This window comes from Gemmatirosa kalamazoonensis (genome assembly GCF_000522985.1).
Lineage (GTDB): Bacteria > Gemmatimonadota > Gemmatimonadetes > Gemmatimonadales > Gemmatimonadaceae > Gemmatirosa > Gemmatirosa kalamazoonensis.
Window position 1 is genome coordinate 3,595,218 of record NZ_CP007128.1, and the last position, 15,442, is coordinate 3,610,659.

11 protein-coding genes are annotated in these 15,442 nt (G+C 72.3%); 8 read left to right on the forward strand and 3 right to left on the reverse strand.

Annotation, left to right across the window (positions count from 1 at the left end):
* The first annotated feature begins 14 nt into the window (after positions 1 to 14).
* Positions 15 to 1,316 carry an asparagine--tRNA ligase gene (gene asnS, locus J421_RS15505; protein ID WP_025412093.1) on the forward strand — a complete coding sequence of 434 codons (1,302 nt, stop codon included), beginning with the start codon at positions 15 to 17 and terminating at the stop codon, positions 1,314 to 1,316.
* 15 nt (positions 1,317 to 1,331) lie between these two features.
* Here the strand turns inward: asnS and J421_RS15510 are convergent, their stop codons facing one another.
* The 3 genes from J421_RS15510 to mazG form a co-directional block, all read right to left on the reverse strand.
* Positions 1,332 to 2,744, reverse strand: a complete 1,413-nt coding sequence (locus tag J421_RS15510) for an FG-GAP repeat domain-containing protein (protein WP_148306344.1) — start codon at positions 2,742 to 2,744, stop codon at positions 1,332 to 1,334.
* Positions 2,745 to 2,818: 74 nt separating this feature from the next.
* Positions 2,819 to 4,732, reverse strand: coding sequence for a M1 family metallopeptidase (locus tag J421_RS15515; protein ID WP_201773022.1), 1,914 nt, complete (start codon positions 4,730 to 4,732; stop codon positions 2,819 to 2,821).
* Entirely contained in the window at positions 4,729 to 5,499 is a 771-nt protein-coding gene (mazG, locus tag J421_RS15520; RefSeq protein WP_025412096.1) for a nucleoside triphosphate pyrophosphohydrolase, read from the reverse strand. The genes J421_RS15515 and mazG overlap by 4 nt, the downstream gene beginning before the upstream one ends.
* 51 nt (positions 5,500 to 5,550) lie before the next feature.
* Between mazG and alr the strand changes: the two genes are divergently transcribed.
* The 7 genes from alr to J421_RS15555 all read left to right on the forward strand — a co-directional run bounded on the left by alr (position 5,551) and on the right by J421_RS15555 (position 15,397).
* On the forward strand, positions 5,551 to 6,681 hold the full coding sequence (alr, locus tag J421_RS15525; protein ID WP_104022681.1) for an alanine racemase: 1,131 nt from the start codon (positions 5,551 to 5,553) through the stop codon (positions 6,679 to 6,681).
* Positions 6,678 to 7,862 (forward strand): phosphopentomutase, encoded by a 1,185-nt coding sequence (locus tag J421_RS15530; RefSeq protein ID WP_236646254.1) that lies wholly within the window; start codon positions 6,678 to 6,680, stop codon positions 7,860 to 7,862. The genes alr and J421_RS15530 overlap by 4 nt, the downstream gene beginning before the upstream one ends.
* 32 nt (positions 7,863 to 7,894) lie before the next feature.
* Positions 7,895 to 8,335 (forward strand): cytidine deaminase, encoded by a 441-nt coding sequence (gene cdd / locus J421_RS15535; protein ID WP_025412099.1) that lies wholly within the window; start codon positions 7,895 to 7,897, stop codon positions 8,333 to 8,335.
* A 125-nt stretch (positions 8,336 to 8,460) separates the two neighbouring features.
* Entirely contained in the window at positions 8,461 to 9,627 is a 1,167-nt protein-coding gene (locus J421_RS15540) for a hypothetical protein (protein ID WP_148306345.1), read from the forward strand.
* The gene (locus tag J421_RS15545) at positions 9,624 to 10,814 is read left to right on the forward strand and encodes a hypothetical protein (RefSeq protein WP_025412101.1); all 1,191 of its coding nucleotides are present in this window, start codon (positions 9,624 to 9,626) and stop codon (positions 10,812 to 10,814) included. The genes J421_RS15540 and J421_RS15545 overlap by 4 nt, the downstream gene beginning before the upstream one ends.
* Positions 10,815 to 10,956: 142 nt before the next feature.
* Positions 10,957 to 12,108 (forward strand): hybrid sensor histidine kinase/response regulator, encoded by a 1,152-nt coding sequence (locus tag J421_RS15550; protein ID WP_025412102.1) that lies wholly within the window; start codon positions 10,957 to 10,959, stop codon positions 12,106 to 12,108.
* A 238-nt stretch (positions 12,109 to 12,346) separates the two neighbouring features.
* The gene (locus J421_RS15555) at positions 12,347 to 15,397 is read left to right on the forward strand and encodes a beta strand repeat-containing protein (protein WP_025412103.1); all 3,051 of its coding nucleotides are present in this window, start codon (positions 12,347 to 12,349) and stop codon (positions 15,395 to 15,397) included.
* Positions 15,398 to 15,442 lie beyond the last annotated feature (45 nt).

Below are 15,442 nucleotides of genomic sequence, written 5' to 3' on the forward strand. Positions count from 1 at the left end.
CCGCTGATGAGACAATGACATTCCCGTCCGTGCGCATCGCCGAGCTGCCGTCGCACGTCGGCCAGACCGTCACCGTGCGTGGCTGGGTGACGCACTTCCGCTCCTCGGGCAAGATCGCGTTCCCGGTCATCCGCGACGGCACCGGCGTGGCGCAGTGCGTGGTGGTGAAGAGCGCGGTGTCGCCGGAGACGTGGGACGCGCTCGGCCGGCTGTCGCTCGAGGCGTCGGTGGCGGTGACCGGGGAGGTGCGCGCGGAGCCGCGCGCGCCGGGCGGCCACGAGCTCGGCGTGAGCGCGCTCGAGGTGATCGGCACGAGCCCGGCGGACTACCCGATCCAGCCGAAGGAGCACGGCGTCGACTTCCTGCTCGACCACCGGCACCTCTGGCTCCGGTCGCCGCGGCAGGCGGCGATCATGCGGATCCGCAGCGAGGTGGAGCAGGGAATCCACGACTTCTTCTACGCGCGCGAGTTCGTGCGCTGCGACACGCCGATCCTCACCGGCGCGCAGGGCGAGAGCGGCGGCCTGTTCGAGACCGAGTACTTCGAGGAAGGGAAGGCGTACCTCGCCCAGACCGGTCAGCTGTACGGCGAGGCGCTTGCGGCGGCGTTAGGCCGCATCTACACGTTCGGGCCCACGTTCCGCGCCGAGAAGTCGAAGACGCGCCGCCATCTCACCGAGTTCTGGATGATCGAGCCGGAGATGGCGTGGTACGACCAGGACGACAACATGAACCTCCAGGAGGACCTCGTGCGGTTCCTCGTGGAGCGCGTGCGCGAACGGCGCGTCGCCGAGCTCGCGGTGCTCGAACGCGACGTGTCGAAGCTGGACTGCGTGCGCGACCCGTTCGTCCGCCTCGACTACGGCGACGCGGTGACGCTGCTGCAGGAGAGCGGCAGCGACATCAAGTGGGGCGAGGACCTCGGCGCGCCCGACGAGGCGACGATCGTGGCGAAGTACGAGCGCCCGGTGTTCGTCGTGAACTACCCGAAGGAGGCGAAGGCCTTCTACATGAAGGAGAACCCCGCCGACCCGCGCACGGTGCGCTGCGCGGATCTGCTCGCGCCGGAAGGGCGGGGCGAGATCATCGGCGGATCGCAGCGCGAGGACGACTACGGCAAGCTCGTTAGGCGCATCGAGGAGGAGGGGCTGCCGCTCGCGGCGTACGACTGGTACCTCGACCTGCGCAAGTACGGGACCTTCGTGCACTCCGGCTTCGGCATCGGGCTGGAGCGCACGGTGGCGTGGATCGCGGGCGTGGAGCACATCCGCGAGGTGATCCCGTTCCCGCGGATGATGGGGCGGCTGCGGCCGTGAGCGCGGCCTAACGTATCACGGCGTCACCGTGACGGCGACCGACGTGATCGCGATGATCCCGCCGCACGGGTCGCGCAGCGTCGCGGTCACCGTCACCGGCACGCCGGTGACGCCGAGCGCGGTGACGATGCCCCACAGCGGGTGCGCCGCGTCCGGGGCGACCGCGGCGAGGCCGCTCGCGCTCGACGTCCACGTGACGGTGTACCTGGGCGGCAGCACCTCGGCCGGGTTCAGGTAGCACGGCGGGATGTACGGCGGCGGGATGTACCCGGGCGGGAACGTGCTCGGGTCGCCGTTCCACGGCGGCGTCCCCTGTCCGGGGCCGAACGCGGAGCAGACCATGTCGCCCGTCGCGTAGAGCGGCAGCGTGGATCCGACGGCCGCCGACTGCTGCGCCCCGAGGTGGATGCCGAGTCGCTTGGGCGCGGGTGCCGGCACGGGTGCCGCGCGTTGCACGCCGAACAGTCGCCACGGCGTCGGCACGCGAGCCTGCTCACCGAGCCGCGTGGCGGTCGGCACGGTGCGTACGTACGCCCCGTTGCTCATGATCCACGTGACGAGGTGCCCGGTCGTCGTGCTCTGCCAGACGATGTCGCGCTGCCCATCGCCGTCGAGGTCCGCCACGCCGCCGATACGCCACGCCGTGGGCACGACACCGAGGTCGACGGTGGAGGCGTACGCGCCGTGCCGCAGCAGCCACACGACGCGCGCGCCGTTCGCGTCGTTCACCCAGAAGAGATCGGACTCGCCATCGCCGTCGAGGTCACCGGCCGTCTCCACGCGCCACGCGAGCGGCACGGCGCCGTTGGAGACGGAGCGCAGGACGAACGGCGCGACGTTGACGTCGGCCACCTCCCACACCACGACCTCGCCGGAGACGGGGTGCCGCCAGATCACGCTGTACCCCGGATTGTTCACGGAGCCGATGGCGACCACGCGCCAGGGGTCGGGCGCCGTCGGATGGAACTGGCCGCGGTCCACGAGCGTCGTGAACCCGGCGAATCGCCGCTCCATCACGGCCACGCTCGGCGGCACGGTCCAGAACACGGACCCACCGACGGCGGTGAGCCCCGCCCACGACGCCGGCACGCCGGGCAGCGCACCGGCCGAGCGAAGGGCCGCGCCGTGCAGGCTCCAGTATGCGAGTTCGCCGGTCTGGGGCTGCTGGAAGAGGAGCTGCAGGTCGGTCCCCGCGGCGGGGAGCTGACACTCGTACTGCACGCCGGGGTGGTCGGCCGGGCTGGCGGCGGACATCGCGGCCTGCGCATGCACCGACTCCGCCGGTCCGCGCGCCGGCGCGGTCGGAACTCGTGCGTCCCCACAGGCGGCGACCGCCGTGCCTAACGTCGTTAGGCAGACGAGCCGCGCCGGCGCGCGCTGGCGTGGACGGAGGCCGTCGTGCGCGCGTGCAGCAGGTGCCGAACGCATGCGATGCTCCGGGGCTCGAGGACGGCGTGCCCCGAAGCATAGCACGTTGCGCCGCACGGCGGCGCCGGCGCGGCTTAGGGTGCCGTCCAGCGATCGTTCGTGGTGTCCGCGTCCATCCAGATGCCGCCGTCGAGCGTGACGCTGCGCAGCGCCTTCCGCGTCTGCACGCCGACGGTCGCGCGCGTCTGATCCGACGCCCAGATCGCCGGCGTCTCGTGCACGCGCTCCGTCGAGCCGTCGGCGTACTGCAGCACGAGGTTCACCGGCGCCGGCATGCCGCCGACGTTGCGCAGCGTGACCGCGTAGCCGCTCGACGACTTCCGCACGCCGTCGACGGCCAGGTCGATGTAGCCGTTCGAGAAGTACCACGCGCGCCAGAACCAGTTCAGGTCCCTGCCCGTGGCGTCGTTCATCGTCGCGAAGAAGTCCCACGGGATCGGGTGCCTGCCGTGCCACCGGTCGATGAACGCGTGCAGCCCGGTGCGAAACGCCGCGTCGCCGAGCAGGTCCTTCGCGGCGAGGTAGCCTAACGCCGCCTTGCCGTACTCGTTGTTGCCGAGCGCCGCGCCGGACAGCGCGTCGCCGGGCGTGACGATCGGCAGATCCTCGTTCGGCGACGGGTCGCGGATCCAGCCCTGCACGCGGAATCGCCGGAAGAAGTCGCCCGCCTTCGCGGCACCCATGTCGGGCACGTTGATGAGGTACTCGAACGTCGTCGCCCATCCCTCGTCCATGAAGCCGTAGCGCGTCTCGTTGATTCCCATGTAGAACGGGAACCACGTGTGCGCGATCTCGTGCTCCGCGACGAATCGCGAGAACGTCGTGTCGGGGTTGCTGGAGTCGTTCACCATCATCGGGTACTCCATGTCGGCGAACCCCTGCACGATCGTCGTCTTCTCGTACGGGTACGGCACGCCCGGCCAGTTGCTCGACAGCCACGCGAGCGCGTGCCGCCCGAACTGCACCATGTACCGGAAGTCGGGCGCCGTGTCGACGTAGGCCGACTGGACGCCGGCGCGCCGCCGCGCCGCGGAGTCGACGACGACGCTCGCCGCGTCCCACACGTAGTGGTCGCTCACCGCATAGGTGACGTCGGGGACGCCGCGCGCCGTGAAGTGCCAGCCGTTCGTCGGCTGCTGGGCCGTCACCGCGTGCGCCGCATGATCGGCGCGCGTCGCCACGTGGATCGTCGTGTCCGCGGCGAGCGACGCCTGCAGCCGCGCGAGCGGCGCGGATTGCAGCACCTCCTGCGCGTTCACGAGGGTGCCCGTGCCCCACACGACGTAGTTCGCTGGAGCGCGCACCGTGACGTCGTAGTCGTTGAAGTCGCTGTAGAACTCCTGCGACTCGGTGAACGTCATCGTGTCCCACCCGTTGTAGTCGTCGTACACGGCGACGCGCGGGTAGAAGTAGGCGAGGTACGCGGTGGTGGAGTCGAGCATCCCCTCGCGGCCGCTCACGCGCGAGAGGTCGTAGTGCCAGTCGAACGACAGGTGCACGGAGTCGTGCGGCAGGAGCGGCGTCGGCAGGCGCACGGCGCGGTTGGTGAACACGCGCGCGTCGTCGCCCCACCGGACGGCGGCCCCGTTCACCGTGAACGAGTCGACGTGCACGCCCGACGTGAGATAGTCCGTGCTCGTCGCCCCCTGCCGGGGCGCCGTCGGCTTGTGCGCGTTGAGGAACAGCTTGACGTTCAGCGCGCGCAGCGTGTCCGGGCTCTCGTTCACGTAGGTGATCCGCTCGCTGCCGTGCACCGCGCGCGACGCCGGCGTCACGTCGAGCGTGATGACGTAGCGCGCGTGGTTCTCCCAGTACGCCGGTCCGGGGCGGCCGTCGGGCGAGCGCGTGTGCTTCGCGTAGGCGTTCGCGATGGCGCGCGGGCGATAGAGCGGTTGGGCGACCGCGGGCGCGGCGGCGACGGCGAGCCCGAGACCGGCGAGCCCGAGACCGGCGAGCAGCGTCGAGCGCATTCGGGACGTCGGGCTCATCGGTCGCTCCCTGCGGCCTTCACCTCGTCCCACAGCTGGTCCAACACCGTTAGGCCGGCCGAGTTGACGTCGATCCCGCGCTCGGCCGCGAGCTTCTCGATCGCGGAGAAGCGCGCGGCGAACTTCGCGTTCGCCTTGTCGAGCGCGAGCGACGCGTGCACGCCGGCCTTCCGCGCGAGGTTCACCACGGCAAACAGCAGGTCGCCGATCTCCGCTTCGAGTCGAGTGGCATCGCTCCCACCGTGCAGCTCGTCACGCACCTCCGCCAGCTCCTCCTCGACCTTCGCGGCTGGTCCGTCCACGTCGGGCCAGTCGAAGCCGACGCCCGCCGCGCGGTCCTGCAGCCGGTGCGCCCGGTGCAGCGACGGAAGCCCCGATGGCAGCCCCTCCTCGATGCTGCCGCGCCGCTTCCTCGCCTTCATCGACTCCCACGACTGTCGCTCGCCTGGCTCCTGCCCGTCCGGCGGATAGAGGTGCGGGTGGCGGGCCCGCATCTTCGTGATGAGCGAGTGCGCCACGTCGTGCAGATCGAACGCGCCGCGCTCCTCGGCCACCACCGAGTGGAACAGCACCTGGAGCAGCAGGTCGCCGAGCTCCTCGCGCAGCATGGCGTCGTCGCCCGAGCGGATCGCGTCGTCGACCTCGTGCGCCTCCTCGATGAGATACGGCCGCAGCGAGTCGTGCGTCTGCGCGCGATCCCACTCGCAGCGGCGCCGGAGATCGCGCATCAGCGCGAGCGTATCTTCAAGCGTGGGCTTGTCTTGCATGTGCTTCGCCGAGTCCCTTAGGTTTCGCGGCTCCGCCAATTCCGCCGCCGGATGACCGACCAATCTAACCCGCACCATGCAGTGGCCGAGCCGCACGACGCCGACGATCCCGACCGCCAGCGCGCGTGGCTGGACGTCGATCTCGCGGCGCTGCGGCGCAACGCGGCCGCGCTCGCGCGCCGCGCGCGCGTGCCGCTGCTGCCGATGGTGAAGGCGGATGCATACGGACTCGGCGCGCTCGCCGTGACGCGCGCGCTCGAGTCGCTGGACCCGTGGGGCTACGGCGTGGCGACGGTGGCGGAGGGCGAGGAGCTGCGCGCGGCGGGGATCGCGCGGCGCATCCTCGTGTTCACGCCGCTGCTGCCGACCGAGCTGCCGCGCGCGCACCGCGCCGGGCTCACGCCGTCGCTCCACCGCGCCGACGACGTCGTGCGCTGGACGATGCTCGGCGGCGCCGCGTGGCATCTGTCGATCGACACCGGGATGGGCCGCGCCGGCGTGCGGTGGGACGCGATGGACGCCGTGCGCGCGGTCGCCGCGGCGCATCCGCCGGAGGGCGCGTACACGCACTTCCACTCCGCCGACACGGACCAGGCGTCGCGCGCCGAGCAGGAGCACCGCTTCCGCGCCGCGCTCGATGCGCTGCCGCTGGCCGCGCGGCCCACGCTGCTGCACGCGGAGAACAGCCCCGCCATCGAGCACCGCGCGCCGTCGCCGTGGTCGCTCGCGCGCCCGGGGGTGTTCCTGTACGGCGTGCCGAGCGGCGGCGCGCTCGAGGCCGCGCCGGTGGCGCACCTCCGGGCGCGGGTGGTCGACCTGCACACCGTGCGCGCCGGCGAGACGGTGAGCTACGCGGCCACGTGGCGCGCCGAGGGCGATCGCATCATCGCCACGGTCGCGTGCGGCTACGGCGACGGCTACCGGCGCATCCTCGGCAACCGCGCGGTGGCGCTGCTGCACGGCGTCCGCGTGCCGGTCGTCGGGCGCGTGACGATGGACATGACGATGCTCGACGTGACGGGCACCGCGTGCGCCGTTGGCGACGTCGCGACGCTGATCGGTCGCGACGGGAGCGCGCTGCTCACCGTGTCCGACGTCGCGGCCATGGGCGATCTCTCGCCGTACGAGCTGCTGACCGGGCTGCGACAGCGCGTGCCGCGCCGCTACCTGCACGCCGCATGACGCCGCATCGCATGAGCCGCCGCGCCGTCATCCTCGTGCTCGACGGTGTCGGCGCCGGCGAGGCGCACGACGCCGCGACGTACGGCGACGCGGGCAGCGACACGCTCGGCCATGTGGCGGAGGCCGTCGGCGGGCTCCAGCTGCCGAACCTCGAGCGGCTCGGCCTCGGCCACGTGCGTCCGCTGCGCGGCATGGCGGCGGTCGCGCACCCGGGCGGCGCGTGGGGACGGCTGCAGCCGGCGTCGGCCGGGAAGGACAGCACGACGGGGCACTGGGAGCTGGCGGGGATCCGGCTCGCGCGGCCGTTCCCCACGTACCCGGACGGCTTCCCGCCGGACGTGATCGACGAGTTCGCGGCCCGGACGGGCCGGGGTGTCCTCGGCAACGTCGCGGCGAGCGGCACCGCGATCATCGACGACTTCGGCGCCGAGCACCAGGCGACGGGGAAGTGGATCGTCTACACGTCCGCGGACTCCGTCTTCCAGGTCGCTTCGCACGAGGGCGTGATCCCGCTGGCCGAGCTGTACGCGGCGTGCGAGACCGCCCGCGAGATGCTCGTCGCGCCCCACGACGTGTCGCGGGTGATCGCGCGGCCGTTCGTCGGCGAGCCGGGGCGCTACCAGCGAACGAAGAACCGCCGCGACCTCTCCATCGAGCCGCCCGAGACGACGCTGCTTGACGCCCTTGCCGCGGCGGGGGTCTCTCGTGCGGGCGTGGGCAAGGTGGACGACCTGTTCGCCGGCCGGAACCTCCGGGCGCGCCACACCGGGAGCAACGCCGAGGGGATCGAGGCGATCGCGACCTGGCTGCGCGAGGAGTCCGATGGGTTGCTGTTCGCCAACCTGGTAGATTTCGACACCCTCTTCGGGCACCGGAACGACGTTGCGGGGTTCTACGGGGCGCTGCGGGAGGTCGACGCCGCGCTCCCGACGTTCGAGGCACTTCTTCGCGAGGACGACCTGCTGTTCATCACCGCCGACCACGGCAACGACCCGACGACCGCGTCGACCGACCACGCCCGCGAGCGCGCGCCGCTCCTCGTCGTCGGCCCCCAGGTCCGTCCCACCGACGTCGGCGAGCGTGACACGTTCGCCGACGTCGGCGCGACCGTGGCGGAATGGCTCGGCAGCGACTTCCGGGGCAGCGGGCGATCGTTCCTCCGGGAGCTGGTGACGCGGTGACGTTCGACGCCGCACCAGCCGCAGACGCCGCCGTGGCCGACGATCCCCGCCTCGATCGCCTCATCCCGGCGGCGATCGACGTCATGCGTCGGGCGTACGCGCCGTACTCGCGCTTCCGCGTGGGCGCCGCGCTGCTCACGCGCTCCGGCGAGGTCTTCGTCGGGTGCAACGTGGAGAACGCGTCGTACCCGGCGTCGATCTGCGCCGAGCGCGGCGCCGTGATGACCGCGCTCGCGGCGGGCCGGCGCGACTTCGAGCTGATCGTGATCGCGACCGAGGCGGAGGATCCCACGCCGCCGTGCGGGCAGTGCCGCCAGGTGCTGGCCGAGTTCGCGCCGACGCTGGAGGTCGTGAGCGTCGTGCACGACGGGCTCGCCCGCCGCTGGACCATGAACGAACTCCTTCCGAGCCCGTTCCTCCCGGATTCGCTCCGCGAGCACCACGGGTCGGGCTCTCTCACGGACGACAGGTAGTGCGACGAATCTCGATTCTGCTCCGCCTCACCGCGCTGGCTCTGCTCGTGGTCGCGGCGGCATGCACCGAACGCATAGAGAGCGGGGCCGCGTGCCCGGCGCTGTGCCCGACGGAGAACACCCCGGTGAGCGACACGACGCTCGACGCCGTGGTGTTCGACAGCGTGCTCACGGGCTATCCGCTCCCCGGCGAGCAGCAGTTCCTGCTCCTCGCCGCGCAGCCGCGCCCGGACACGCTCGACGTGCGCACCATCGTGCGCTTCGACACGCTGCCGGCGCGCTACTTTCCGACCGGCGCCGCGGACTCGGTGCGGATCACGCAGGTCGACTCCGGCTTCATCACGATCCACTTCGACACGGCGACGAAGCTGCTCACGCAGCCCGCGACGATCTCCGCGTACGACGTGGACACGACGGCGGCGAACGACACGACGGCGGCGGCGCTGAACGGGTTGTTCCGCCCCGACCGTCTCATCGGCACGGTGACGGTACGGCCCGAGAGCCTCACGACCGACAGCCTCCGCGTGCGGATCTCGAACGCGGCGATCGCGGCGAAGACGCGCGACACGCTGCGGCTGCGGATCGGGCTCCGCATCTCGAGCACGGCGCCGGTCCGGCTGCGCATCGACGCGTCGCAGGGCGGCACCGCGACGTCGCCCGTGCGACTGAGCTTCGACCCGGTGAGCGCGGGCGACACGACGTACAGCCCGATCGTGCTCACGCCGTCGTCGTCGACGCCGACGGGCGACGCGGAGACCGCGCTCGGCTTCCGCGACTTCACGATCGTCGCGGCGGGCGCCGTGCCGGCGTTCGGCAGCGACCTGGTGATCGGCGGTCTGCCGGCGCGGCGCACGTTCATGCGCTTCGTGGTGCCGTCGCGGCTCGTCGACTCGGCCACGATCGTGCGCGCGACGCTGCTGCTCACGCAGCGCCCGACGCCGGGGGCCGAGCGCACCGACACGGTGGAGCTCACGCCGAACGTCGTCGTGGCGGAGGGCTCCATCGCCGACCTGCGGCGGTCGGTCGATCTCTCGGCGCCGGGCTCCAACTTCGGCGTCGACTCGCTGCGGCTGTCGCCGGCGGACAGCGGCGCGCGCTCGCTCAGTCTCGTGAACCTCGTCCGCGCGTGGCACGCGCTGCCCACGACGACGCAGCGGGCGCTCGTGCTCCGCGCGCGGTTCGAGGGCGCGCAGGCCGCCGCGCTCCGCTTCGTGTCGGCCGAGGGCTCGCCGACGCAGCGGCCGCGGCTCCGCATCAGCTTCATTCCCCGCACGGAGTTCGCACTCCCGTGACCACTACACGTCGCCTCGCGCTCGCGTTAGGCGCGGTCGCGCTCTCCGCGGGAACGGTCGCCGCGCAGGGAAGCCTCAGCACGCAGGGGTACGGCTACCCGAGCGGTGAGCTGAGCACGCGCGCGCTCGGCACCGGCGGCTCGGTCGCCGAGTTCGATCCCGCGTCGCCGATCAACCCCGCGGCGCTCGGCTCGTGGGGCGCCTCGCCGATCAACTCGGCCATCCGCCGGTGGTGGGGCCGCACCGCGTTCACCGCGCAGTACGATCCCGAGTTCCGCCGCGTCACGTCCGGCGGGCAGTCGCAGAACGCGACGCTCACGCGCTTTCCGCTCATCGCCATCGGCATCCCGATCCGCGAGCAGCTGCAGCTCGGCGTGTCCGCGGCGACGCTCCTCGACCGCACGTTCTCGACGTCGGTGCCGTCCACGGAGACGATCGGCGGCGAGACGGTGACGGGCACGCAGCTGATCGAGTCGCGCGGCTCCATGGAGGACGTGCGGCTCGGCGCGGCGTACAACGTCGGGCGCCGGCTGTCGTTAGGCCTCGCCGGACACCTCGTCACCGGGCAGCACCGCGTGGTGAGCGGCCGCACGTTCACCGACACGACGCAGTTCGGCACGGTGAGCGACTCGAGCGGCGTGGAGTTCACCGGTCTGGCGTTCTCCGCGGGCGCCGAGTGGCGCATCGTGCCGGGCTTCAGCGTCGCCGGGTCGTATCGCCGCGGCGGCACACTGCGCGCGGAGCGCAACGACACCACGCTGCGCCGCGCGCAGGTGCCGGACCGCGTCGGCGTCGGCGTGCGCGTCGACCGGCTGCCGGGCGCGTCGTTCACCGCCTCGTGGTCGCAGACGTCGTGGACGAAGATGAACGGCCTCGGCGCGTCGGCGCTGCGCATCACCGACGCGCCGGAGTACGCCGCCGGCGTGGAAGCGGTCGGGCCGCGGCTCGGGCCGAGCGCGCTGCTGTTCCGGCTCGGCGGGCGCCGTCGCACGCTGCCGTTCGGGCTCGGCGACTCCGATGTGCGCGAGACGGCGTTCTCCGGCGGACTCGGCGCGCCGTTCACCGGGGGCCGCGCGATCCTCGACCTCGGGCTGCAGCACGCGTCGCGGTCGCTCGTCGGCGGCACGGCGTCGAGCGCGACCGAGCGCGCGTGGACGCTCAGCGTGGGCCTGACCGTCCGGCCGTGATCGTGATGCTCGGCTGCGGCGCTGATAGCTCGGCGCTGGTGACCCGGCGCTGGAACGGCGGCTCAGATAGCGCGCGGTTTCAGCGCCGTATGCGCGCCGATTCATCAGCGCCGCCGCACCAGCGCCGATTCATCAGCAGTCCATGACCGACGACGCGCCCGTCATCCTGGTCGCCGACGACGTGCCGGCGAACGTGGAGCTGCTGGCCGACCAGCTGCACGTCCTCGGCTACCGCACGGTCGCCGCGGAGGACGGCCCCTCCGCGCTGCGGCTCGCGTTCGAGCGCCGTCCCGATCTCTGCATCCTCGACGTGTCGATGCCGCCGGGCGACCTCATGGTGCCCGAGCGGCAAACCGGCTTCGAGGTGTGCCGCCGGATCAAGCGCGACCCGCGCACCGCGCGCATCCCGGTCATCTTCGTCACCGCGCTGAACGACACCGCCGACCGCGTGCGCGCGATCGAGGCCGGCGGCGACGACTTCCTCACGAAGCCGCACAACCGGCTCGTGTTGGGCGCGCGCGTGCGCAGCCTGCTCAAGCTGAAGGCGGCGACCGACGCGCTCGAGGACAGCTACCGCAAGCTGCGCGAGCTGGAGAAGGTGCGCGACGATCTCATGAAGATGATCGTGCACGACCTCAAGTCGCCGCTCACGTCCGTGCTCGCGACGCTGGAGATGGTGACCGACGGCGACTTCGGGCCGACGACGGAGCGGCAGCGCAGCGCGATGGGCGACGCGCTGTCGAAGGCGAACGAGCTGCTCGCGCTCATCGAGGATCTGCTCGAGATCGCGCGCATCGAGGAGGGCGCGATCGCGCTGGACCCGGCGCCGATCGAGCCGACGCGCTTCCTGGCCGAGATCGTGCGCGACTGGGAGGTGCGCTTCACGCAGGCCGGCGTGCACGCGACGCTCGACGTCGCGCCCGACGTGCCCACCGTCGTCGCGGACCGCGCGCTGCTGCGCCGCGTGTTCGGCAACCTGCTGCAGAACGCCGTGACGCATGCGGCGAACGCGAAGTCGGTGCGCCTCGGCGCGCGGCGCGATCCGGACGGCGTGCGCTTCACCGTGCAGGACGACGGCCCCGGGATCCCGCGCGAGTACCACGAGCTGATCTTCCGCAAGTTCGAGACGGGGCGCGCGCGCGCGCCGCGGGTGCGGTCGTCGGGGCTCGGCCTCGCGTTCTGCAAGCTCGTCGTCGACGCACACGGCGGGCGGATCTGGGTGCAGAGCGAGGAGGGGCAGGGCAGCCAGTTCCACTTCGTGCTGCCGCTGGAGCCGGATCCGCCGCCGCCCTGATCGGCGCCTAACGGGTCGCCGCCGCCGCGCGGCCTTGCGGCGTCCTCCGGCGGCCCGCATGATAGGCGCGCCTTCCGACGTGAGACCGCCCGCTCGTGACGTCGCCGAGCACTCGCACGGGCACTTCCGGTCGGACGCCGCGCCCGCTCTCGACGCGTCGCCGGACCCGCAGCGACAGTCGATGTAGCCAGGCAGCCGCCGCCTCTGTCACGATTCCCCGTCACAGGAGGCACCGTCCATGTTGCGCCGCCTCGTCGTCGTCGCCTGCCTCGTGGCAGCATGCGATCGGTTCGAAGCCACGACGGCACCGAGCGGGCCCACCCCCGACGCAGCGGCGCTGCGTGTCACGGGAGCCGCGCCAGCCGAGTCGCCCGTCGTCGCGGCCGTCACGTCGACGTTCGAGTTCCTGCCGCCGCTCGGGACTGGCGTCGAGGATCCGTCGACGTTCGACGCCACCGCGGCACCGACCGTGGAGGTCTGCGCGTGGAACGGCACGGCGTGCACGGCGCCGCCGGTCGTCACGTTCTCCACGACCCCGTCGGGCTCCACGCTGCCGATCACGATCGATGCGGTCGCCGGCCGCTACGTGGCGTCGTGGAATCTGCTGGACGCCCGCTTCACCACGCGTCTCACGTACCGCATTCGCGTGCTGCAGGGGGCCACGGAGCTGGGGGCCGTCTCGGTCGACGTCGTGCGCGGGCGGTGGGCGCTCACGCGCAGCGACGGCACGCTCGCGCCACTGCTCGCCGCGAGCGAGCTGCCGATCGCGTTCACCATCGCCAGCGTATCGGCCGGGCCGGGGCCGCTGCGGAACGGCGCGACCGCCACGGGGCGCATCGCCCTCGCGCACCAGGTGGACACGTGGACGTTCACGGCGAACGCCGGCGACCACGTGGTGCTGAGCCTCGGCGAGACCGGCACGACGCTGAACTTCTCGCCGTGGCTGCGCGTCAACGCGCCCGGCGGAACGCTGGTCGCGAGCAACTTCGGGTTCTTCGCCGCGCAGGTGGAGTTCACCGCGACGACCACCGGCACGTACTCGGTGCTCGTCGCGAGCGCCGACGGGGGTGGCGTGGGCACGGGCGACTACCTGCTCACGCTGATCAAGGCCCCGGGCGCGCTGGTCGTGTCGCCGGGCGATCAGGGCGGCACGCTCGGGAACGGGACCACCCACACCGGCAACATCTACCTCGGCGACATCGACGGGTGGACGTTCTCGGCGAACGTCGGCGACCACGTCGTCGTGAGCGTCGGCGAGACCGCGAACTCCTCCGGCTTCTCGCCGTGGCTGCGCATCGTCGCGCCTAACGGGACCGTCGTCGGCTCCAACTTCGGCTTCGTCGCGGCGCAGATCGAGTTCGCGGCGACCGTGGCGGGGACGTACACCGTGATCGTGGGCAGTGCCGCCGGCGGGTTCACCGGCACCGGCGACTACCTCATCACCTCGGTCCGCGCGCCCGGCATCGTGACGGCGTCGAGCGGCGACGAGGGCGGGCCGCTTGTCAACGGCGCCACCGCGACGGGCGCCATCTACAGCGGCGACATCGACGGCTGGACGCTGACGGCCAACCAGAGCGAGCACGTCGTCGTCAGCCTCGGTGAGACGACCAACTCGTCGGGCTTCTCGCCGTGGCTGCGCGTGCTGGCGCCGGACGGCTCCGTGGTGGCCAGCAACTTCGGGTTCTCTGCCGCGCAGGTCGAGTTCTCGGCGCCGATGTCCGGCACCTACACGGTCGTCGTCGCCAGCGCCGGCGGTGGGTTCACCGGCACCGGCGACTACCTGCTGACGTACATCAAGGCGCCCGGAGCGCTCACCGTCTCCACCGGCGACGAGGGCGGCGCGCTCACGAACGGCGCGACCCACACCGGCACGATCTACCTGGGCGACGTGGACGGCTGGACGTTCGCCGCCAACGCGGGCGACCGGGTCGTGGTCAGCCTCGGCGAGACGACGAATTCGTCCGGCTTCTCACCCTGGCTGCGCGTCGTCGGGCCGACCGGCGCGGTGATCGGCAGCAACTTCGGGTTCTCAGCGGCCCAGGTGGAGTTCGCCGCGCCGACCACCGGCACGTACACCGTGATCGTGGGCAGTGCGGGGGGCGGGTTCACCGGTACGGGCGACTATCTGCTGAGCTACATCAAGGCGCCGGGCGCGGTCACCGTCTCGACCGGCGACCAGGGCGGCGCGCTCGTGAACGGCGCCACGCACGCCGGCACCATCTATCTCGGCGACATCGACGGCTGGACGTTCTCCGCGGCCGCGAACGACCACGTCGTCGTGAGTCTCGGCGAGACGACGAACTCCTCGGGCTTCTCGCCCTGGCTGCGCGTCGTCGCGCCTAACGGCACGGTGGTCGGCAACAACTTCGGCTTCTCCGCGGCGCAGGTGGAGTTCAGCGCGCCGGTCGCGGGCACCTACACGGTGATCGTCGCGAGCGCGGGCGGCGGCTTCACCGGCACGGGCGACTACCTGCTGACGCTCGCGAAGGCGCCGGGCGCGGTCGCCGTGTCCGCGAGCGACGAGGGCGGCCCGATGACGAACGGCGCGACGCACACGGGCACGATCTACCTCGGCGACGTCGACGTGTGGACGTTCACGGCGACGATGGGGAACCGCGTCGTCGTGAGCCTGGGCGAGACCACGAACTCGTCGGGCTTCTCACCGTGGCTGCGGATCGTCGGGCCCGACGGCGCGCCCGTCGGATCCAACTTCGGCTTCTCGGCCGCGCAGCTGGAGTTCAACGCGGCGCTCACGGGCACCTACACCGTGATCGTGGGGAGCGCGGGCGGCGGGTTCACCGGCACCGGCGACTACCTGCTCACGCTGATCCGGGCGCCCGGCACGCTCACCGTCTCCGCCGGCGACCAGGGCGGCGCGCTCGCGAGCGGCGTCACGAGCACCGGCACCATCTACACGGGCGACGTCGATGGCTGGACGTTCGCGGCGAACGCCGGCGACCCGATCGCCCTCGACCTCGCGGAGACCGGCGTCACGTCGGGCTTCTCGCCGTGGCTGCGCGTGATCGGGCCTAACGGTAACGTCGTCGCCAGCAACTTCGGCTTCGCGGCGGCGCACGTCGCGTTCGTCGCCGCGACGACCGGGACGTACACCGTGATCGTCGCCAGCGCCGGCGGCGGATTCACCGGCACGGGCGACTACAACCTGCTGCTCACCGGAAGCACCGCCTCGTTCCGCGCCGCGGCGCCGGCGGGCGGCGGCGAGTCGGGCGGTCGACTCGGCTGCGCGCGCGGCGTGCAGGCCTGCGCGGCGGCCATCCGCTCGCCGTGACTCGCATCGCGTGACCCGTCCACGACTCGTTCTCCCCGGAGGTCT